We start from the raw sequence: 21,415 nt of genomic DNA, 5'->3' as shown, positions 1-21,415 counted from the left end.
CATTAAACTAAATAAAATTAAGCTGTTTTTTCAACATCTAAGATGAACTTCTCAATAACATGGGCAACACCATTTTCATCATTTGATAGTGTTATGAAATCTGCTGCCTCTTTAACCTCATCAAAGGCATTACCCATAGCTACACCTAATCCTGCATAGTTTATCATATGCAAATCGTTTCCTGCATCTCCTACGCAGATTATTTCATCTCTTTTGATATTTAATTTCTCAGCAATCTTTTCTATTCCTGTACTCTTATTAACCGATTTGTGTAAAAATTCTAGAAAAATTGGCGCACTTCGTACAATTGTATATTTTTCATGAAGTTCACATGGTAATTCTTTAATGATTCTATCTATGTTTTCTGGTGCGTCAACCATCATTACCTTAACAATAGTTGTACTAGGCTTGATTTGGTCAATTGGAATTTCTCTTTGAGATATTCCATTGATATTAGCTTCAATATCAGTGTATTCGTTTTTAATAGGCGTGATAACATCATGGTCTGTTAGTGCATGAATATGAACCCCTAGATCTTTACTTACTTCATATAAGCTTTTGTAGTCATCTAGTGTAAGAGTGGTTTTGCTGATAATTTCACCTGTTGCATTATTTTGTACTAGGGAACCGTTAAAAACTGCTGTGTATTCTTCTCCATTATCCAGTTGTAACTCTTTAACATACTTTAGTACACCTTTTAGTGGTCTACCAGAGGCTAGTACAACTTTTACTCCAAGTTTACGAGCCGCAAATATTGCCTCTTTATTTTGAATAGAAATCTCCTTATTTTCATTAAGTAAAGTACCATCCATATCTAAAGCTATAAGTTTGTACAATTTTCATCATCCTTTTCTCTTTCGTGAGTTTTAATAACCAAAACATATTATATCACAAAAAGAGTTATGTTGCCTGACGTGTTCAGCATTAAACAGATGCAATTTTTAAAATAAAGTGTTAAAATGTGAAAAAAAAGAATAAGGCTTAGCCTTATTCTTTTAATATATTATTTTGAAAGTTCAGTATTGTTTTTTCCTTTTTTCAATAGAGACGTACCTATAATTCCAACGATAGTACCACTAATTGCAGCTATAACTATTGCAGCAATTACTTTCATAGGTGGGTTAAACCCGAAAGGTGCTAATAAACCTGGAATAACTGAAGCAGTACCAGGTGCATTGTTTATAATTCCTAGAATAGCAGCGCCAACTCCAGCAGCAGCTCCTCCAAAGAATCCAACACCATAAATAGGTAATGCATTAGATGTTACTATATCTGCTTGAGTAAGTGGTTCAAGCATTATCCCAATAACATTAGATTTGTCTCCAAGCTTCAAATTTTTAACAGTCATACCATTAGTAAATGCAGCTCCAACACAAGCTATTGCAGCGATACCCATAGCTAAACCATCAAGCCCTAACATTGCTGTTAATGCCATTGAGCTAAGAGGGGATGTCCCAATTACACAGATAACTCCACCTAGTATGAATCCCATTAGGATAGGTGACTGAGTTGCAGCTACTGTTACTGCACCACCAATATACTGAAGAGCGCCTGTTACAAATGGATCAACTCCAAATGCTATAAATCTAGCTACTGGTGCAATTAAAAGAGCCCCTACAATTACATCAAATCCTAAAGGTAATTTTTCTTTTAATTTCTCACCAAATAAACCTACAACATAACCTGCGATAAAACCAGGAAGTATTCCGTAACCAGCACATGCAACACCAGCTACTACAGCATAAGTAGGGTTCACTCCCATGCTTAATGGAACTAGAATTGCTGCTGCAACTCCTCCCATACTTCCAGATGCTTCTCCTACTTTTCCTAAGAAAGTAAGATTTAATAAATCTCCACTTACATACTTATGTACTGCTTCAACAAGGAAGGCTGCTACAGCTGCTTCAGCCATACCTCCCATTGCTTTCATCCCCTTTGGTGCTTTAAAGCTAAAAAGCGAGAAAGCGATTAAAAAAAGTATAAGTAATCCTATACCTTTGATCATTGCCATTGACGTATCCTCCTTTTTTTTGGACACAAAAAAGAAGCCTACAGATAATAACAAAAAAGGACATGAGAAAATAGAATGCTAAATTTCTCCTGTCTGTTTATCTGAAAGCTTCCCTATATGTCTCATATAAGTTTCTTCTTCGATGCCAATTTAATGGACTTTCCAGGATTGTGTCTTAATATTGTTATAAAACCTGAAAGCTTCGATATGAGTCTAGCCAAAACATATCTTTCCCCTACGGTAGAAATAAAATTTCTTTTCCAATATTAATCAACCACTACAATATTCTGTTTAAATACATTATAATAACTTTGTGGGGTAAAATCAATAGATTTTCAATTGTTATTTTATTTTGAATATTTTGAAAAATAGGGGTGAAGGGTCTATGAAGAAGTTTTTTGCAATTTTGGTAATCATGATTATCGCAGCAACAGTAATAGTTTCCAAAGATGTCATAATTGAAGAGAGGGTAGTAAAAAATACCATTAAAAAATATGAAAATTTTTTAATAAATTTGTCGGATAATGATATTTTTATCACAGAATTCTATGATAAAGTAAAAAAAATATCTACCAATGAGTTCCAAAAAAGTATACTTATGAAATCTTTATTTAACTACACGGGAGCAGATTTGTTATCAATGTCTAATGAATTATATGAAAAAACAGTTAAGGATTATAATGAAAATTTGAAGGAGCAATTAGGCGAAATAAAAAATAATTCAATAAAAATTTCAAAAATTTACTATATAAATGATTATAATTCTTACGTATATACATTAAGAAAATCAATAATTTATACTAGTGAAGAACAAAAAAACATTGAATTATTTGTACTTAGAAAATATGAACTTATTAGGAGTGATTTTAATTGGTTTATATCAAATACAGTTACTGATTCTAGATATTTTAATGAGGGAGAAATAGACAATAAAGAGTTTAAGCAATTTATTACTATTGATGATAATGAAATAAAGTTTGATGAAGATATCTTAGATAAAAATACAAAAGTTAATTAAAATGTAAATATATGGTATAATATTTGAAGGGGGGATTATATGTCAAAAATCTTACTGAAAAATATTAAGTATTTTATACCATGTGAAGAAAAAGAAAAAATTATTACAGGAATTGATTTGTTAATAACTGATAATGTTATCTCTAAGATAGGAAAAAATATTAAAATCCTAGGAGATGAAGAAATTATTGATTGTGGTAAGTTTGCTGTACTACCTGGATTTGTTAATACTCATCATCATTTTTACCAAGCTATGTTTAGATGTATTCGTACTGTTCAGGAAAAACCACTATTCCCTTGGCTCGTAGATTTATATGAGTTTTGGAAGTATCTTGATGAGGAAATTGTATATCTTGGAGCCAAAGTTGCATTAGGAGAGCTCCTTAAAACAGGATGTACTTTATCCTCAGATCATCATTATCTTTTTCCAAATAATAATAGTAGAGACTTGATTGATTATCAAATCAAAGCAGCAAAGGAGTTAGGAATACGTTTCCATTCTACTAGAGGTTCAATGTCAAGAGGTAAGAAAGATGGTGGGTTGCCTCCTAATTGTGTAGTACAGGATGAGGATTCGATTTTACAGGATTCAAAACGTCTTATTGATACTTATCATGATTCATCTTATGATGCTATGACACGGATAGCTTTAGCACCTTGCTCACCTTTTTCTGTTTCAAAAGAAATTATGATGTCTACAGCTGAATTAGCAAGAAAATATAATAAAGTATTTTTACATACCCATCTTGCTGAAACTTTAGATGAAGAAGAGTATTGTAAAGATATTTATGGTTGCAGACCAGCAGAACTAATGGATGAAGTAGGTTGGATTGGGAAAGACGTTTGGTTCGCACACGGTATTCATTTGTCTGATAATGATTTGAAGATTCTAAAAGGGGCAGGGATTGCTCACTGTCCTTCATCGAATATGAAGCTTAATAGCGGTATATGTAGAACAAGTGAATTATATAGAAATAATATACCTATATCTATAGCGGTTGATGGAAGTGCATCTAATGATGGTTCTAATATGTGGGAAGAAGTGAGAAGAGCTTTTCTTTTAAACCATCTGAAATATGGAACTGAAGGTTTAAGCGCATATGATATTCTAAGAATAGCAACAAATGGTGGAGCGAAAGTGCTAGGCAGAGACCATATTGGTGTTCTTAAAGAAAACTATCTTGCAGATATGATATTAATTGATGTAGAGAATATATCCTACAGCGGTTGTCACGACATTGCATATGGATTAGTTTCTTGCGGAAATACAAGCTTAGTTGACTATAATATCGTTAACGGAAAGATAGTTGTAAAAGATGGAAAACTTGTTAATGTAGATGAAAAGGAGTTATTTAAGAGAGCTAATAAAAAAGCTGATGAAATAGTGGCATTTAGATATAATGAACTTAAATATTAGTAACTATTTATTTAAGAAGAACATAAAAGTCTTTTAAATTCAAAACAAACATGATATACTATTAGTGGATAATAATTATTAATTAGTATTTATTAATAGAGGTGATATATATGGAAAAAATAAATGATGAAATAATGGATAAGTTAAAAAAAGTATGTATATGTAAAGCAATTTCAAAAGCTAAGATAAAATCTGCAATTGCAGACGGTGCAGATACCTTAGAAAAGGTTCAAAAAGCAACTGGGGCAGGAACTGGAGGGTGTGGTGGTAACAGATGCACTCCAAAGATTTTAGAAATACTTAAGGAATACGATAAATAAAATGGAGAATGGAGAATGTAGAATGGAGAATGATGGAGATTTCTCTCCGAGAAATTTTAATTAAATTGTTCCTTGGTCAATAAGGGGTAACTCGTTTCAGTTTGAATGAAACATTGTGATTAAATACAATATTTTATCTGAGATAAAATGAGTAAAAACCTCTTGTCCTAAAGAACGTTATAATGTAGTTTCTGCCCTAAAGCAGAAACATCCATCATTCTCCATTTTCCATTTTCAATTCTCCATTAAAAAAAGCACGAAACTTCGTGCTTTTTTTATTAGCCGCAGCTAGTGCAGCTAGAACATCCGCCACCTTGTTGTAGGTTTGGTTCAACTGAGAATCCACCTCTACCGTTTTCTTCACCAGATTTAATTGTAACACCTTCAACAGCATCACAAGCTTCTTTATCCATAATGAAAGTTACTTCATTAATTTTTGTGACATAATCAGTTTCTTTAGCATCATCCTGAGCTAAGTTGTATATTGGGCCTGCTCAGCCATTACCTGCTAGAAATACTCTTAAAGTTTTGTTTTCAACGTTTCTTTCATCTAAGAATTTTACAAATTCATTATATGCTAAATCACTCATTTTTACGCAATCCATCATATCATCCTTTCTGCAAATAATAATAATTATTTGCTAAGCTTTATTGTTATTTTGATTATAGTACTAATAAATTTAAAAATCAACCCTTTTTTAGGGCTATTGTCAAAAAGTTCATAGTTATTTATAATTTGAACTATTCTATTTTTTTATGATATACTATATTTATAAAAAATATGATGTTTTATTTATTTAAATGAGGAGGAAATGATGATAAGTCATAAGAAAATCAGATTATTTTTCGTTTTTATAATACTTATGGTAGTGGCTTGTTCAATTAGTAGTTGTAAATCAGAAAGCAAAAAAACTATAGAAGTTCTTGAAATATCATCAGCTTTCAATTATGAGATTAATAGTTGATAGAATTGAAAATGGTATTTTAATATGTGAAAAAGATGATTGTTCTTTGATCAATCTAAATTTATCCCAATATGAAGTAAAAGAGAAAATAAACGAAGGTGATTTAGTCTATATTCGTGATAATATAATTTATATTGATCATGATGGAACTAAAGAAAATAAAAAAAACATAGACAAACTATGTGAAGATTTGTGGGATGAATAAAGGATTTTAATTGTAGTTATAATATAGGTACAAGAATATGTTATTAATTAAATACAGAATAAAAAATCAAGGATTAAATAATCCTTGATTTTTTTTTGCAACAGAGTTATAATACCAATATAATCAATTGCTTATTAAATAAGCATATGTTTAAAAGTGAGGTGAGCTCATGACAAATAGAGAAAGAGAAATTCTTAGAATGATAAAGAATAAACCAATGATATCTCAAAAAGAACTTGCTGAAAAGCTTGGTATTACACGTTCTTCAGTTGCTGTGCATATTACTAACCTAACAAAAAAAGGATTCATTTTAGGGAAAGGGTATATAGTAAACGAGGAGCCTTATGTACTAATAATTGGAGGTTCTAATATAGATATTCAAGGTGCACCAATTAATAAACTAAAAAAACATGATTCAAATCCAGGTGTTGTTACTACTTCTTTAGGTGGTGTAGGACGAAATATCTGCGAGAATATTGCTCGATTAGGAGTTAAAACAGGTTTAATATCAGCTGTTGGTGATGATGTGTACGGAAATAAAATTATTGAACAGGCAAGGCTGCTGAATGTCAATACAGAAGGTATTATTAAATATAATAATAAAAGTACATCTACGTACTTATCAGTTATGGATGAAACAGGTGATATGAATGTTGCAATAGCTCATATGGATGTAATTGATGAGATTGGGATTGAAGAGATTCAGGCTTTTGAAAATTATGTTGTTAATTCGAAGTATTGTGTTATAGATACTAACTTGAGAAAAGATGTTATTGAATATCTTTTATTAAATTATGATTGTAATTTTATTTTAGATTGTGTATCAACTACTAAGGCAATCAAAGTTAAAGAACATATCGGTAAATTTCATACTATTAAGCCAAATAAATTAGAAGCAGAAATTCTAAGTGGTATCAAAATTGAAGATGAAAAATCTTTAATTAAAGCGGGAAACTTCTTTATAGAAAAGGGTGTAAAGAATGTATTTATATCCTTAGGATCAGAAGGAGTTTATTATACGAATGGTGTTGACTGTGGGCATTTAAGTACTAGCGACGTTAATGTTATTAATGCCACAGGAGCTGGTGATGCTTTTATTGCTGGTATTACTTATGCTTATATGAAGGATTATAACATTGAAGAAAGCGTTAAATATGGTATAACCGCTTCGATTCTTGCATTAGAATCTGAGAAAACCATAAATGAAAAAATATGTGAAGAGATATTAAAATTAAGATTTGAAAATATAAATTTCATGAAAAGGAGATAGAGCTATGTTAGAAAAATACTTATCAATTAATGAGGATGTAAAAAAAGCTTTAGAAAATAATATGCCTGTTGTAGCGTTAGAGTCTACAATTATATCACATGGTATGCCATACCCACAAAATGTTGAAACTGCACTTCTTGTAGAAGATGAAATAAGAAAGAACGGTGCTATACCAGCAACAATTGCAATAATCAATGGAAAATTAAAGGTTGGTTTAACTAAGGATGAGATTGAATACTTAGGAAAAGAAGGTTTAAATGTAATTAAGACTTCAAGAAGAGATTTACCTGTAATAGTTGCTAAGAAATTAAATGGTGCTACAACGGTAGCTACTACAATGATAATTGCAGCAATGGCTGGAATTAAAGTATTTGCTACTGGTGGTATCGGTGGAGTTCATAGAGGTGCACAAGAGACATTTGATATTTCTGCAGACTTACAAGAATTAGCTAGAACAAATGTAGCGGTAGTTTGTGCAGGAGCGAAATCAATATTAGACTTAGGTTTAACTCTTGAATACCTTGAGACTAACGGAGTTCCAGTACTAGGATATCAGACTAAAGAATTACCTGCATTCTACACAAGAAAAAGTGGGTTTAATGTTGATCATAGAATGGATACACCTAAAGAAATTGCAGAAACATTGGATGCTAAATGGAACTTAAATATGAATGGTGGAGTAGTTATAACAAATCCAATTCCAGAAAAGTACGCTATGGATTATGACACAATAACTAATGCAATAGAGGAAGCATTAAAAGAAGCTGAGGAGAAGGGAATCAGAGGAAAAGAGAGTACTCCTTTCTTATTATCAAAGGTAAAAGATATTACAAAGGGTGCTAGTTTAGAGTCAAATATTAAACTTGTTTTAAACAACGCTAAACTTGGAGCTCAAATAGCTGTTGAATTAAGCAAATAGAAAGAAAAGACTATTACATGTGTAATAGTCTTTTTTATTGAAATTTTGAAATATGATATTACGAAAACTCTTTAATCGTTGATCTTTTTTCATTCACTTTAGGTTTTATTAATAAAAAACCTTTAGATATGATTGAGCAATCAATATTGTTGTATGTATATAGTTCACCATCTCTATTTACAAGCATTGGTTTATCACTAGTAATTTGAAAATTTGATGTTTTCTTATATGTTATATATTTAGCCATCTTTTTGTCAAGATGTTCTCCTTTTATCAATTTTGGGAATAGGAATAATACAGCAATCTTAGAGATGCTATGTACAATACAGATATCAAGTGTATCATCATTAATCACAGCATTAGGAAGAACTTTCATTCCACCACCATAAAATTTTCCAAGACCAAAGGCTGTTAAGAATACTTTAGTATTTATTTGCTTTCCATCAATTGATATCTTAATGTTTTGCTTTCTATATGTTAAGAGAGTAATAAAGATAGAAAGTAAATAAGCTATACTTCCAGGAATTAAGGGAAGCTTTTTTATTAGTCGAGCATTCTTTACTACATAAGTATCAAATCCTATTGAAAATATATTAACAAAATAAGTGTCATTTATTTTACCCAATGAAACATATTCAGTGTCTCCATCAACCAATGATTCAATTATCTCTTTAAAATCAGTACTTAAATTATTATATGCACTCTTAATAAAGTCATTTCCACTACCAGCAGGTATAACTCCTATTGGAACATTTGACGTATCTACGCCGTTAATAACTTCATTAATAGTTCCGTCTCCGCCTATAGCATATAATCTAACATCATCAGTTTTTGAAAAATTTTTAGCTATTTCAATTGCATGTCCTTCATATTCTGTCTTTATTATTTCATAGTCATCTTTTCTATTTTTAAATACATCATCAATTATAGGAATATATTCACATGCTTTTGACTTACCAGAATTAGGATTAAGAATAAAAATATGTCTCATATCGTACCTCGTAAAGTTTTTTTTGTCTTACTTCTAAATTATAACAATTTAAGACAATGAAATCAAGAAATGTATGTACTTATTAAATTAACCATTGTAGATTGATTGCATATTTGAAGTACTAGCATATACTATTATGAAGCATTATATATGGAGTTACTTTTAACATAGGTATGAATTTATAACTTATTACTAATGTGAATAATCGCAAAGGAGTATAGATATGGTAGAAGAATTAATATCTCCTGAAGAAAGAGAATATACTAAATATCTGAAAGAATTTAATGAACTTGAGAAAGAATATGAAATAAAAAAAGAGCGTCTTAATATGTTAAAAAAAACAATTATGAGATTTGAAGAAAAATTTATTAGGAAGTTAGCTCTCAGATATAGAACAATAGATAAACTTGATTATCAACTTAAAGAATATAAGAAAGTAGAAAAATTTCATAAAAGAGAGTTTCAATCTATGTTTAAGGAAGCTGAGAAAACTTTTGAACCATTAACATTTAAAAATAGTAAGAATGAAAACAAAGATATTAAATCTATTTATAGAGAAATCGTTAAGGAAATTCATCCAGATAGAAGTAGAGATTTTGATGAAGAAAAATTATTAACTAAACTAATGAGTGATGTTAATGAAGCTTATAAAAATAATGACAAAGTAAAAATGCTTGCAATATATAATAATTGGCGCAATGATCCTGATTACATTAATGAAGAAAGTGTAGCTGGAAAATTAGTAAGGGTAATTAGACAAGTATATAATATTAAAAATGAGATTGAAATAGTGGAAAAAGATGTTCTGGAATTACAACAATCGGAATTATGTGAATTTAAAAAGGAAGTAGATAGATATAAAAGAAGAGGAATAGATATAATGAATCAAATGGCTATGTCTCTAGATAAAGAAATTGCATTTAAAAGAAGAGTAGTTCGATTTTTTCAATTATTAAAAGAAGCATCTATAAATAATTCAAAGATTTAGTACTAAATTTTTAATAAAACAATATAATTAACTAAAGTAAATTTCAGGAGGGGACAATGAGTAAAGATAATAAACTAGTAGATTATTTAATACCAATTTCACTAATAGCCTCTTTAGGTGGGGTAATATTTTATAAAAAAAATATGAAAATAAAGAAACAAAAAAGTACTAAAGAATTAATTAATAGAACACAGTTATTAGCAGTGGATTATAGTAATGAAAATGTAGAGGATTTTATATCATATGCTAAGGATAAAAACCTTAATGTTAAAGAAATGGCATGTATGATTGAAGCCTATCATATGTTGATTAACTATGAAGTTGATCCTAAATATATTAATGATATAAAATTAATTTTAGAGATGAATGGTTACATAAACCCATTCAAATATAAATCTATTGAGTAGAAGGAAGCAATAGCTTCCTTTTTGCTTATAGTAGTTTTATTAAATATATAAATTTTATTAAAATCAAGTATTAGGATAAGATAATTGGATTAATCTAATACTATAATTAATCCTCACTGAATTATTAATATTTAAGTTAATCTGTTATAATGTTCATTGTGAAAATGCAAGGAGGGATTTTAATGAACTTTATAAGTGAATTTATAGATGAAGAGGTTGATATTAATTTATTATCTTATGAAATATTAATAAATAAAGTGATTTCTTATGATATTCTTAAAAATGATTTAAAGAACTTAACTAAAGAAATCGAAGAGGAGAAAACATTAGATGATATATATTCTAATCAAAATATGATTTCTGCTAGAGAATGTTATAAGAAACTAGGAATAGATCCAACTAGATACAGAATTTCTGTTGATTCATTATATAGACGAATTATTAAGGGTAAAGGGATATACTTTGTAAATCCAATAGTTGATTGCTGTAATCTAATTTCGTTATTAACTTATAATTCGGTAGGTGTATACAATTATAATTACATAAGGGGAGAGGTTACATTAAGGCTTGGAACGGAACAAGATAACTATGAAGGCATAGGGAGAGGTCAACTAAATATAAATAATATGCCTGTTCTGTGTGATAGTGAAGGGCCTTTTGGAAGTGCCACTAGTGATTCAACTAGAACTATGATTACTGATTCATGTAATAAGATTATATTAAATATCTTTTCCTTTACAGAAGAAAGTGATGATGATGAGATAAATAATCTAGTAAATAAAATATTTAATTCGTACTTTGATATATCTTATATAAAAAGGTTGTAATTGAGTTTGTATCAAAAATATAGATAAATAGCAGAATTTATGATATATTATTTAAATGTAGCAACTTTACGAAAGTTGTAGTTTTACATATAAATTATTGTTAGAAAGGTATGGTGTGAATGGAAAACAGCAATATTCCATCAAATTTTATTAAAAATATAGTAATCGGTGATCTGGAAAGTGGAAAGCATAAAGAGATAATTACTCGTTTCCCACCAGAGCCTAATGGTTATTTACATATTGGTCATGCAAAATCTATTTGCTTAAATTTTGAATTAGCTTCAGAGTTCAAAGGGAAAACTAATTTAAGATTTGACGATACTAATCCTGTAAAAGAAGATACTGAATATGTTGAGTCCATTAAGGAAGATGTTAAATGGCTTGGCTTTGAATGGGATAACTTATATTTTGCATCTAATTATTTTGATACTATGTACGAAAAGGCTATTCTTTTAATCAAAAAAGGGAAAGCTTTTGTATGTGATTTAAGTCCTGAGGAAATGAGAGAGTATAGAGGTACTTTAACAGAACCAGGGAAAGAAAGTCCTTATAGAAATAGAAGTATAGAGGAAAACTTAACTTTACTTGAAAAGATGAAAAATGGTGATTATAAAGATGGAGAAAAAGTATTGAGAGCTAAAATAGATATGGCATCTCCAAACTTAAATATGAGAGACCCAATAATTTATAGAATTTCTCATACTGAACATCACAATACTGGTTCAAAATGGTGTATATATCCAATGTATGATTTTGCTCATCCTCTAGAAGATGCAATTGAAGGTATAACTCATTCTATTTGTACTTTAGAGTTTGAAGATCATAGACCTTTATATGATTGGTTTGTTAAAGAATGTGAAATGGAAGCAGTACCACAGCAAATTGAGTTCGCAAGACTTAATATGACTAATACAGTAATGAGTAAGAGAAAGCTTAAGCAGTTAGTAGATGAAAATTATGTGGATGGTTGGGATGATCCAAGAATGCCAACTGTTGCAGGATTAAGAAGAAGAGGATTTACTCCTGAATCAATTAGAAACTTCTGTAGAGAAATTGGGGTTTCTAAAGGGCACAGCTTAGTTGATTATAGAATGTTAGAACACTTTATTAGAGAAGATTTAAAATTAAAAGCACCTAGAACAATGGGGGTACTTGATCCTATTAAAGTGGTAATTACAAACTATCCTGAAAATGAAAGTGAAGTCTTAACTGCTGCTATTAACCCTGAAAATCCTGAAATGGGTGATAGAGAAATTACTTTCTCAAGAGAAATCTATATTGAAAGAGAAGACTTTATGGAAGATCCTCCTAAAAAGTATCATAGATTATATCCTGGAAATGAAGTTCGTTTAAGACATGCTTACTTTGTAAAATGTAATGAGTTCTTTAAAGACGAAGAGGGTAACATAACTGAGATTCATTGTACTTATGATCCAGAAACAAAGAGTGGTTCAGGATTTACAGGAAGAAAAGTTAAAGGTACAATACACTGGGTTGATGCTAAAAATTGTCTTCCATGTGAATTTAGATTATATGATTCATTAATTCTTGATTCAGAAGAGGAAAAAGAATCATTCTTAGAAAATGTTAGTGAAGACTCATTAATCATTCAGAATGGATATATAGAAAAGAATATGGAAAATGTAAAACCACAAGATAAGTTCCAGTTCCTTAGACATGGATACTTTAATGTAGATATAAAACACAGCAGCGAAGAAAAAATTGTCTTTAATAGAATTGTTTCATTAAAAAGTTCATTTAGAATAAAATAATAGATTAGAACTTACTGAGATAAATGTAGGATAATAAGTATATTATATATGCTTATTATTCTATTTTTTTGCTAAAAAGGCTATTTAGATCTCAGCTAATAATATGTATATATTTATTTTTTAAAAGTGTATAATTGATTTTATATATAAATTTAAAAATCTTTATAAAATCTTCATAAAGTAATTATAAGATACTCCTTGAGAGGAGTGAATGAAAAGTAATATAAGGGGGAAGCTTATATATGGCTAGAATACTTGTTATTGATGATGAAGAAAGAATTCTGAAATTAGTAAGGAATATTCTTACTAAGGATGGTCATACTGTTTCATCATTTTTGAGTTTTGATGAGGTTAAGGAAGAGCAAATACCTTGGTACGATATTATTCTTCTGGATGTTATGATGCCGGGAACAGATGGTTTTGAAGTTTGCAGAATAATTCGTGATAAGGTGGATTGCCCAATACTGTTTATTACTGCAAAGACAGAGGAAGAAGATGTAGTATTTGGATTTGGGCTAGGTGCGGATGATTATATAAGAAAGCCGTTTGGTATGGAAGAACTGAGAGCAAGAGTAAACGCTCATCTAAGAAGAGAAAGTCGTGAGCATCACACGGTTCTACAATCAGGAGATATTCAATTCGATTTACAGGGCATGAAAATAATGGTCAAAAATGAGAGTATAAGTCTGACAAAAGGTGAATACCAGATATGCGAATTCCTTGCTAGACACAGAGGACATGTATTTTCAAGAGAACAGATTTATGAAGCTGTCTTTGGATATGATGGAGAAAGCAATGATAGTACAATTGTAACTCATATTAAGAACATCAGAGGTAAACTGGATGATTTCGGAGTTTCACCAATACATACAGTTTGGGGGATTGGATATAAATGGCAAACGTAAAGGGTAAAGAAAGACGCAAGACATCACTAATGACTATTGTATTAATAGCAGTGTATAGTATTGGTTTTGGCATATTAGGTTTAACTTTATGTGTGCTTATATTCTTATCTGTAGTTGCGAAAAATAACCAACTTATAACAGGAAAAGTATTTGCTGATTTTGAGCTGGTAATTGTAGTTGGATACCTATGTATTGTAATAGGTCTGATGTTTTTTGTACCATTCTTAACCGCCAAAATGATAAGAAAAAGGGGCCAATCCATATTAAAAGCAACAGAAAAAATTAAGGCTCAGGATTTAGATTTTGATATTAGCTCAAGTGGAATTAAAGAAATTGACCAGATATTAGAAAGCATTGATGATATGCGGCTAGCTTTGAAAGAATCACTGGAAACGCAGTGGCGTTTAGAACAAAATCGTAAGGCTCAAATTTCGGCTCTTACTCACGACTTTAAGACACCGATTACTGTATTAAAAGGTAACATAGGTTTACTAAAGGAAAGTGAATTAGACGATATATGTAAAGAGTATGTTGAAGATGCAAGTGCTAGTTTGGAACAAATTGAGAAGTATCTGATTCAGCTTCTTGAGATGGCACGATTTGAAAGAGGTTATTCGGTAGAAAAGGAAAAAATTGAGCTTGTTGAAATGCTTGATGGGATTGTTTCAATGTTTATGCGTATGGCGGATGAAAAAGATATTTCAATTATTACCGAAAATGATAAGGGGAATATTTTAATTTCAGTAGATAGGATTCTAATAGAACGTGTGTTTCATAACCTGATATCAAATGCTTTAGATTTTACACCACAGAAAGGGACTATAAAAATATTTCTAACTTCAGATGAAAACCAAGCTGTTATTACTATTACGGACTCTGGATGCGGTTTCAGTCCAAATGCTTTAAAACATGCTACTGAGCAGTTTTACATGGAGGACACAAGCAGAGGAAGAAAGAATCATTATGGTTTAGGGTTATACATTGTAAATTCGATTATAAAGCAGCATAATGGAACTATAGAGATTACAAATGATGAATTGACAGGAGGAGCCAGGATAAGCATTCACCTTCCCTTGATAAAGAATTAAAAATAATAGAATAATTACTTTTCAAGTATAAAAATGAGAGATAAATTAAAAAATGTAATAAGAAAGATGTTGAAGATATTCAAAAAAATATTGGTAATACTGCTTGGGCTTTCAATAATACTTTTATTTATAACTACAATTTGGAACAAGGCTATTTGCATGATTGAGGATAAAGAATTAAGCAAAGTAGGAACAGAAGTGAATGTTAATGGCACAAGCATAAGAGTGTCTGTTACTGGAGAAGGTAAGAAAACTATCATATTATTGAGCGGTATGGGAACAGCAAGTCCAATTATTGATTTTAAACCTCTTGCTCAAAAATTAAGTAATCATTATCAGGTGGTAACTCTGGAATATGCAGGATATGGATTAAGCGATGATTCTAAGAAAGATCGCACAAATAAGAATATAGTAGAGGAAATAAGAGGTACTTTAAGTCAGTTAAAGATTGAGCCTCCTTATATATTAATGCCTCATTCCATATCAGGAATGTACTGTCTTAAATATATGAGTACTTATCCGGAAGAAGTAGAAGCAATGATTGGTATTGATTCTACAGTACCAAACCAGTTAAAGTATGAAAGTGACTTTGTGATTTCAAATGGTTTATATTATCTAGCAAGATTTATGGATAAAACAGGTCTTACACGACTTTCTTATCTTCCAGGAGTAGCATATCTTCAGGATATGGAAGCGTGTGGAAGTTATTCTAAAGAAGATATGAAAAAGGTATCTGCTTTGTTCAATAGAAAATCTATTTCAAAAGCACAGTATAGTGAACACAGGCTCTTTAGGGCTAATTGTGAGGAACTCTATGATGTTAAATATCCTGATAATATACCTGTATTGTTTATATTAAGTAATAATTCATGTGAATTATATAGTAAGCAATCAGTAAAAAATGGATATCATATAACTTGGGAAGGATTACATAAAGAAGTAATCTCAAATACTGAAATTCAAAAGATAGTATATTTGGATGGGGAGCATTATTTACATTGGAAACAGTCAGAAGCAATTGCTGACATGGCTGATGATTTTATACAAGGTAAGAATTATGTTCTTGATGAAATCTAACTAAGATTAAATAGCTTCTAAAATGACTAATAGATTGAAGTATATCATGATTATTTAAAGTTTTTATTGAAATGTATACTTATTTGGGTTATAATGGTAGTAGATTTGAAAAAAACACGAAAGGTGGGAAGATTTATTATGAGATTAATAAGACTAAGAAATGTAATCAACAATTATGAACTCAATATAATCAATCAGGAGGTATCACAATTTGGTCTGCAAAAATGGAGCAAATGTTTTACCAGCACACCTTTTGGCAGAGGTACAGAAATATATTAATGGAGAGTTAATCTATGTACCTAAGAAGCAGAATAAAAAAGCTGAATGGGGACAGCTGAGTGGAACAAAAACAGTATTAAAAGAACGTAATGAAGAGATATATAAATTATACTTAGAAGGAGTATCAGTAAGTGAACTAGCTGATATGTACTTTTTAAGTTGTGAAACAATTAAAAAAATTGTTTATGGTAAGAAAAAGAAAAAAGCAATGTGATTAAACGCTAAGTATAATACTTAGCGTTTTTATTTTGAGGGGAGGAGTTATATGGATATAAAGAACTTAGTGAAAGAGCATTATGAAATAGGACTAATTACTGATATAAAAAAAACAACCTTTGGTAGTGGAAATACTTTTATCATAGAGACAGAAAATGAAAAGTACATAGCAAAAGTGAATAATAAAGCTAATGAAATCAAGATATATAATGATATTCAAAAGCTGGTGAGTTTAAGTGGTATTAAACAACCTAGAGTAATATTAACAAAGTATAAAGAGCTAATAACTCCTTTTGGACTTGTGTTATATGAGTATATTAATGGTGAGACTCTTGCTGAATTTGATGATCAAACTGAATTAAAGGCTCTTAATTATATGTTTAAATACAATCAAGAACTAAAAAAGATACATATTGAAGAAAATGAATTTCAGATAGAAAATGATTGGGATAGAATTAAATCATTAGATTATGTATGCAACGAAGTTCCAAAACGTATAAGTGATTTAAATATAGAACCAAAATTTAAAGAAGAACTATTGAGTGGTATATCAGTATTAAGTAAATATAAGATATTCCTAGACAACATGGATAAGCAAATAATCCATTCGGATTTAGGTGCTGACAATTTCCTTGTTTCTAATAGAGAAATATGTGCTATTATCGACTTTTCTCCAGAAATAAACAATGAACTATACTCACTTGCTCATTTTACATACTGGAATTACATGTGGAGAGCAGAAAAGTTTGAAAAGAAAGTTATCAACGGTTACTTAGATAATTATTATGAACAAAATAATTCTAAAAATCATAAGCAAGAATTCTATCTTTTATTACTTCAGGCTTCAATTTTCAGGGTTTTAGGTCCGTTGTTTGAAATATCTCGTTCAAAATCTCAAGATTTTAGTAGATTGGATAAGAGAATGGAGTTAATGAGATGGATTAAAAAGGAGTTGATCTGTTAGTATTATCTTAATTTTGTGATGTAGTTTATTAAAATTTAACGTAACTAGCAGAAGTCTCCCATCTTCTACAAGTGAGAGATGAATGTGTAAAAATAACTTGATTCTATTATTTTTGCATTAAAATATAATCAGTAGTTAATAATAGAAATGGGTGATAATTATGAAATTAGATACAAATAATCATTCAGTGTTCTTATTGCATTATCATCTTGTATTAGTTATAAAGTATAGAAGAGAAGTAATAAAGAAATATATTCAAAATCAAGGTAAAAAGTGAGGTGAGGGAGTTGTTAAAAGCTTATAAATATAGAATCTATCCTAATTCAGAGCAAAGATTATATTTGGCTAAAACATTTGGTTGTACTAGATTCATATACAATAAAATGTTAGCTGATAGGATAAAATCTTATGAAGAAAACAAAGATCTAGACATAAAAAAAGTGAAATATCCAACTCCTGCACAATATAAAAAAGAATTCCCTTGGTTAAAAGAAGTTGATAGTTTAGCTTTAGCCAATGCCCAATTAAACTTGAATAAAGCTTATAAAAATTTCTTTAGGGATAAATCCGTAGGATTTCCTAAGTTCAAAAGTAAGAAAAGTAATTATCACAGTTACACAACTAATAATCAAAACGGAACTGTATGTATTGAATATGGATATATTAAGATTCCTAAATTGAAATCTATGATTAAAATAAAATTGCATAGACAATTCACTGGATTAATAAAGAGTTGTACTATAACAAAAACACCAAGTAATAAATACTATGTTTCAATATTGGTTGATACTGAAAATATAAAGTTGCCAAAAGTAGAAAATAAAATAGGTGTTGATGTTGGCTTGAAAGAGTTTGCTATATGCTCCAATGGTGATAGATATGACAATCCTAAATGGTTAAGAAAATCAGAAAAAAGACTTAAAAAACTACAAAAGGACTTATCAAGAAAGAAAAAAGGAAGTAATAACAGATATAAAGCTAGATTAAAAGTCGCAAGACTCCATGAGAAGATTACCAATCAAAGAAAAGATTTTTTACACAAGTTATCTACTAAACTAATCTGTGAAAACCAAACAATAGTTATAGAAAACTTAAAAGTAAAGAATATGATGAAGAATGATAAGCTATCAAAGGCAATAGGTGAGGTATCATGGTTTGAGTTTAGAAGAATGTTAGAATATAAGGCAGAATGGAATGACAAAAAGATAGTTATAGCACCATCGAATTATGCTAGTAGTCAATTATGTTCTGAATGTGGTTATAAAAACAAAGAAGTGAAAAACTTAGGGCTCAGAGAGTGGATTTGTCCTAACTGTAATGCGAAGCATGATAGAGATATAAATGCAAGTAAAAATCTACTGAAACTAGCTATATAGTTTTGGTAATAACTAAGGTCGGTGCGACCTTGTAAGCTTGGGTAAACTTGCTCCATTGGGAGTATTGACCAAGAAGCCCCCACTTCAATGAAGTAAGTGGAGGGTAGTTCACCGGGAGTAATATTCAACTGGTTGAGTATTAAATCGAAAAACTTTATTAATCCATGGATAGTTCATATGTTCGGAGATGCTGCAATTATGCTTATAGGATTCAAGATGTTTGGACTATTTTAGTAATTTCTGATAAAATAGATTGAAACATATATTCAAATGAGTATTGGAGGAAAATAAATGATAAAAGGCTTTTTATTTGATCTAGATGGAACATTGATTAATACAAATAATCTTATCTTGCATACATTTAAACATATATTTAAAACACATATGGAATTGGAAGTAGAAGAGAGTGAAATAGTTAAGTGTTTTGGTGAGCCTCTTAGTGCAACATTTCAAAAATATACTAAAGATAATGTGGAATTCTTAGTTGATGAGTATAAAAAGTATAATGTTACAGTACATGATGAGTTGGCTGAGTCTTATGAAGGTGTTAGAGATACTCTAATATTTATGAAAGAAAAAGGGTACAAGCTTGCTATTGTTACTTCAAAGAGAAGGGTAGTAGCAGAGCGGGGATTAAAGTTATTTGATTTATATGATATTATGGATGTTATAGTTACACCTGAGAGTACAGAGAAGCATAAGCCTCACGAAGAACCAGTCTTATATGCCTGTGAGCAGCTAGGATTGAATCCTAAAGAAGTTATAATGGTAGGGGATAGTCATAATGACATTTTATCAGGTAACAATGCAGGTGCTGCTACAGCTCTTGTAGATTATACTGCATTATCAGTAGAGAGTTTAAAAGAGCATAATCCAACATATATAATATCTCACATAAGTGAGTTGCTTGATATAACTGAAAAGCAAAATAAAGTAAGTTAATTATAAAAAAAGTAGCTTTAGGAGCTACTTTTTCTTATTCTTTATCTTATTTCTAACTATATTTATAACGTATATAAAGAATAGTATACATAACACAGGTATAGTAAGGATAAGCAGATGATGTTCTAATTCAAGACTAAAAGTCAATGAAAAGAGTAGGGAACCAGCCTGAAGAACAGTTGTTATAATACACCCAGTTACAATTATCATTTTTAAGGAATTCTCATCAATTTCATTAATTTTGATCTTATGTGATAGAACCCATATAAAAAATATTGTAAGTGAATAAATAATTACTTGTGGAAGGGTGATACTTATTGAGAGAAGTATCAATTTAATAGTATCTAAATTCATAAATAAGTCATTTTCAGATAGATATATAACTAAAATTCCGTTTGTTATAAGAGCAGAAATAATAATGATATATATTACAAAGCTCTTGGTACTCATTGATTTGAAATATTCAAAGAGTTTTTCAAAATCCATAGTATCACTCCAATCAAATTTATTTTCTTAGTATAGTTATATATTATGAACCAATAGTGATACATGTTATTAGGGGTAATATCTGTGACAATCACTACCTTCCAATCAACTTTCCATACATCCGTTAGGCACTACTTCAGAACTGTAAATGTCAATCCCAAAATGCACAAAAATTATAATCTCAAAATGTACAATTATTATAATTATTGATTTTTGATTTTCTTACTTTCCATTACCTCTATCTTTCCTTTTAATCTATAGGATGGTCCAGTGATTTTAACAATACTTGAATGATGAATCAGTCTATCCAATATTGCGTTAGCAAGTGTAATATCTGAAAAAACTTCACCCCATTTACTAAAAGGTTGATTGGTAGTTATAATAGTTGAATTTTTCTCGTATCTCTTATTTATTAATTGAAACAATAGGTTAGCACCTTGTTTATCAATTGGTAGATAACCTATTTCATCAATAATTAATAACTTGTACTTTGCATAGTGTTTTAATTTTGTTTCTAATCTATTCTCCGCATGAGCTTTGTTGAGCTGCATAATTAAATCATGACATGATATAAAATAAGTTAAATGTCTTTTCTTAGCTGCAGCAACACCAAGTGCTACAGCTAAGTGAGTTTTTCCAACCCCTGAAGAACCAAAGAATAGTATGTTTTCTTTATTTTCAATGAACCTTAAACTCTCTAAATCTAATATTTGAGTTTTGTTTATTGAAGGTTGAAAATCGAAATCAAAATCTGACAAAGTTTTTTCAAAAGGAAATGCAGATACAGCTATCTGAATCCTTGAAGCTCTCTCATTTCTAAATTCTAATTCTTTCTCTGTCAATGCTAATAAAGCATCAATAAATGTAAGATCCTTATTAGTTATTTCATCTAAGAAGTTTGGCAGAAAACTTCTAAATTTCTCTAATTTCAGTGTTTCAAGGTTATTAAGTAGTTTGTTATAATTACTCATTT

24 protein-coding genes, 1 pseudogene and 1 riboswitch are annotated in these 21,415 nt (G+C 29.8%); of the genes and pseudogenes, 19 read left to right on the top strand and 6 right to left on the bottom strand.

Annotation, left to right across the window (positions count from 1 at the left end; genetic code table 11):
• Positions 1 to 17: 17 nt before the first annotated feature.
• Both yidA and OW730_RS15805 read right to left on the bottom strand, forming a co-directional pair.
• Complete coding sequence (gene yidA, locus OW730_RS15810) at positions 18 to 836, bottom strand: sugar-phosphatase (protein WP_271225015.1); 819 nt, start codon at positions 834 to 836, stop codon at positions 18 to 20.
• Positions 837 to 1,003: 167 nt separating this feature from the next.
• Positions 1,004 to 2,011, bottom strand: coding sequence for a PTS sugar transporter subunit IIC (locus OW730_RS15805; RefSeq protein WP_271225014.1), 1,008 nt, complete (start codon positions 2,009 to 2,011; stop codon positions 1,004 to 1,006).
• A 79-nt stretch (positions 2,012 to 2,090) separates the two neighbouring features.
• Positions 2,091 to 2,187, bottom strand: a riboswitch (glycine riboswitch).
• A gap of 209 nt (positions 2,188 to 2,396) precedes the next feature.
• Between OW730_RS15805 and OW730_RS15800 the strand changes: the two genes are divergently transcribed.
• The 3 genes from OW730_RS15800 to OW730_RS15790 all read left to right on the top strand — a co-directional run bounded on the left by OW730_RS15800 (position 2,397) and on the right by OW730_RS15790 (position 4,765).
• Positions 2,397 to 3,029, top strand: a complete 633-nt coding sequence (locus tag OW730_RS15800; RefSeq protein ID WP_271225013.1) for a hypothetical protein — start codon at positions 2,397 to 2,399, stop codon at positions 3,027 to 3,029.
• A 39-nt stretch (positions 3,030 to 3,068) separates the two neighbouring features.
• The gene (locus tag OW730_RS15795; protein ID WP_271225012.1) at positions 3,069 to 4,445 is read left to right on the top strand and encodes an 8-oxoguanine deaminase; all 1,377 of its coding nucleotides are present in this window, start codon (positions 3,069 to 3,071) and stop codon (positions 4,443 to 4,445) included.
• Positions 4,446 to 4,579: 134 nt separating this feature from the next.
• Positions 4,580 to 4,765 carry a (2Fe-2S)-binding protein gene (locus tag OW730_RS15790; RefSeq protein WP_442945384.1) on the top strand — a complete coding sequence of 62 codons (186 nt, stop codon included), beginning with the start codon at positions 4,580 to 4,582 and terminating at the stop codon, positions 4,763 to 4,765.
• A 278-nt stretch (positions 4,766 to 5,043) separates the two neighbouring features.
• On the opposite strand, the gene OW730_RS15785 is transcribed toward OW730_RS15790, so the two are convergent.
• Positions 5,044 to 5,178 carry a hypothetical protein gene (locus tag OW730_RS15785; RefSeq protein ID WP_271225010.1) on the bottom strand — a complete coding sequence of 45 codons (135 nt, stop codon included), beginning with the start codon at positions 5,176 to 5,178 and terminating at the stop codon, positions 5,044 to 5,046.
• Between the two features lie 402 nt (positions 5,179 to 5,580).
• Between OW730_RS15785 and OW730_RS15780 the strand changes: the two genes are divergently transcribed.
• From OW730_RS15780 to OW730_RS15765, 4 genes are all read left to right on the top strand, one after another.
• A complete protein-coding gene (locus OW730_RS15780) occupies positions 5,581 to 5,730 on the top strand; it encodes a hypothetical protein (RefSeq protein WP_271225009.1) in 150 nt (49 codons plus the stop codon).
• Positions 5,714 to 5,935 carry a DUF3006 domain-containing protein gene (locus OW730_RS15775; RefSeq protein ID WP_271225008.1) on the top strand — a complete coding sequence of 74 codons (222 nt, stop codon included), beginning with the start codon at positions 5,714 to 5,716 and terminating at the stop codon, positions 5,933 to 5,935. Before OW730_RS15780 ends, OW730_RS15775 begins: the two co-directional genes overlap by 17 nt.
• Before the next feature lie 169 nt (positions 5,936 to 6,104).
• Complete coding sequence (locus tag OW730_RS15770; RefSeq protein WP_271225007.1) at positions 6,105 to 7,205, top strand: carbohydrate kinase; 1,101 nt, start codon at positions 6,105 to 6,107, stop codon at positions 7,203 to 7,205.
• Between the two features lie 4 nt (positions 7,206 to 7,209).
• Positions 7,210 to 8,124, top strand: coding sequence for a pseudouridine-5'-phosphate glycosidase (locus tag OW730_RS15765; protein WP_271225006.1), 915 nt, complete (start codon positions 7,210 to 7,212; stop codon positions 8,122 to 8,124).
• Positions 8,125 to 8,182: 58 nt separating this feature from the next.
• Here the strand turns inward: OW730_RS15765 and OW730_RS15760 are convergent, their stop codons facing one another.
• A complete protein-coding gene (locus OW730_RS15760) occupies positions 8,183 to 9,115 on the bottom strand; it encodes a diacylglycerol/lipid kinase family protein (protein WP_271225005.1) in 933 nt (310 codons plus the stop codon).
• 223 nt (positions 9,116 to 9,338) lie between these two features.
• Between OW730_RS15760 and OW730_RS15755 the strand changes: the two genes are divergently transcribed.
• The 12 genes and pseudogenes from OW730_RS15755 (at position 9,339) to ppaX (ending at position 19,956) form a co-directional block, all read left to right on the top strand.
• Positions 9,339 to 10,103 (top strand): J domain-containing protein, encoded by a 765-nt coding sequence (locus OW730_RS15755; protein WP_271225004.1) that lies wholly within the window; start codon positions 9,339 to 9,341, stop codon positions 10,101 to 10,103.
• Positions 10,104 to 10,159: 56 nt separating this feature from the next.
• Positions 10,160 to 10,510 carry a hypothetical protein gene (locus OW730_RS15750; protein ID WP_271225003.1) on the top strand — a complete coding sequence of 117 codons (351 nt, stop codon included), beginning with the start codon at positions 10,160 to 10,162 and terminating at the stop codon, positions 10,508 to 10,510.
• Positions 10,511 to 10,692: 182 nt separating this feature from the next.
• Positions 10,693 to 11,337 (top strand): B3/B4 domain-containing protein, encoded by a 645-nt coding sequence (locus OW730_RS15745; RefSeq protein WP_271225002.1) that lies wholly within the window; start codon positions 10,693 to 10,695, stop codon positions 11,335 to 11,337.
• 119 nt (positions 11,338 to 11,456) lie between these two features.
• Entirely contained in the window at positions 11,457 to 13,109 is a 1,653-nt protein-coding gene (locus OW730_RS15740) for a glutamine--tRNA ligase/YqeY domain fusion protein (protein WP_271225001.1), read from the top strand.
• Positions 13,110 to 13,351: 242 nt separating this feature from the next.
• Entirely contained in the window at positions 13,352 to 14,014 is a 663-nt protein-coding gene (locus OW730_RS15735) for a response regulator transcription factor (RefSeq protein WP_271225000.1), read from the top strand.
• The gene (locus OW730_RS15730; RefSeq protein ID WP_271224999.1) at positions 14,002 to 15,102 is read left to right on the top strand and encodes a sensor histidine kinase; all 1,101 of its coding nucleotides are present in this window, start codon (positions 14,002 to 14,004) and stop codon (positions 15,100 to 15,102) included. Before OW730_RS15735 ends, OW730_RS15730 begins: the two co-directional genes overlap by 13 nt.
• Positions 15,103 to 15,135: 33 nt before the next feature.
• On the top strand, positions 15,136 to 16,179 hold the full coding sequence (locus OW730_RS15725; RefSeq protein WP_271224998.1) for an alpha/beta hydrolase: 1,044 nt from the start codon (positions 15,136 to 15,138) through the stop codon (positions 16,177 to 16,179).
• 211 nt (positions 16,180 to 16,390) lie between these two features.
• Positions 16,391 to 16,672, top strand: a complete 282-nt coding sequence (locus OW730_RS15720; protein WP_271224997.1) for a CD3324 family protein — start codon at positions 16,391 to 16,393, stop codon at positions 16,670 to 16,672.
• A 51-nt stretch (positions 16,673 to 16,723) separates the two neighbouring features.
• Positions 16,724 to 17,638, top strand: a complete 915-nt coding sequence (locus OW730_RS15715) for a phosphotransferase (RefSeq protein WP_271224996.1) — start codon at positions 16,724 to 16,726, stop codon at positions 17,636 to 17,638.
• A gap of 160 nt (positions 17,639 to 17,798) precedes the next feature.
• Positions 17,799 to 17,909: pseudogene (locus OW730_RS15710) on the top strand (transposase); the annotation flags it as partial.
• 16 nt (positions 17,910 to 17,925) lie between these two features.
• A complete protein-coding gene (gene tnpB, locus OW730_RS15705; protein WP_271229510.1) occupies positions 17,926 to 19,014 on the top strand; it encodes an IS200/IS605 family element RNA-guided endonuclease TnpB in 1,089 nt (362 codons plus the stop codon).
• Between the two features lie 291 nt (positions 19,015 to 19,305).
• Positions 19,306 to 19,956, top strand: a complete 651-nt coding sequence (gene ppaX, locus OW730_RS15700; RefSeq protein ID WP_271224995.1) for a pyrophosphatase PpaX — start codon at positions 19,306 to 19,308, stop codon at positions 19,954 to 19,956.
• 24 nt (positions 19,957 to 19,980) lie between these two features.
• Here ppaX and OW730_RS15695 read toward each other — a convergent pair whose 3' ends face one another.
• The gene (locus OW730_RS15695; protein ID WP_271224994.1) at positions 19,981 to 20,442 is read right to left on the bottom strand and encodes a hypothetical protein; all 462 of its coding nucleotides are present in this window, start codon (positions 20,440 to 20,442) and stop codon (positions 19,981 to 19,983) included.
• Positions 20,443 to 20,645: 203 nt separating this feature from the next.
• Complete coding sequence (istB, locus tag OW730_RS15690) at positions 20,646 to 21,413, bottom strand: IS21-like element helper ATPase IstB (RefSeq protein WP_271224841.1); 768 nt, start codon at positions 21,411 to 21,413, stop codon at positions 20,646 to 20,648.
• Positions 21,414 to 21,415 lie beyond the last annotated feature (2 nt).

It is taken from the genome of Oceanirhabdus sp. W0125-5 (assembly GCF_027938815.1).
In the GTDB taxonomy this organism is placed as follows: domain Bacteria; phylum Bacillota; class Clostridia; order Clostridiales; family Clostridiaceae; genus Oceanirhabdus.
The sequence above is the reverse complement of the archived record's forward strand: the minus strand, read 5'-3'. Positions and strand labels throughout refer to the sequence as shown.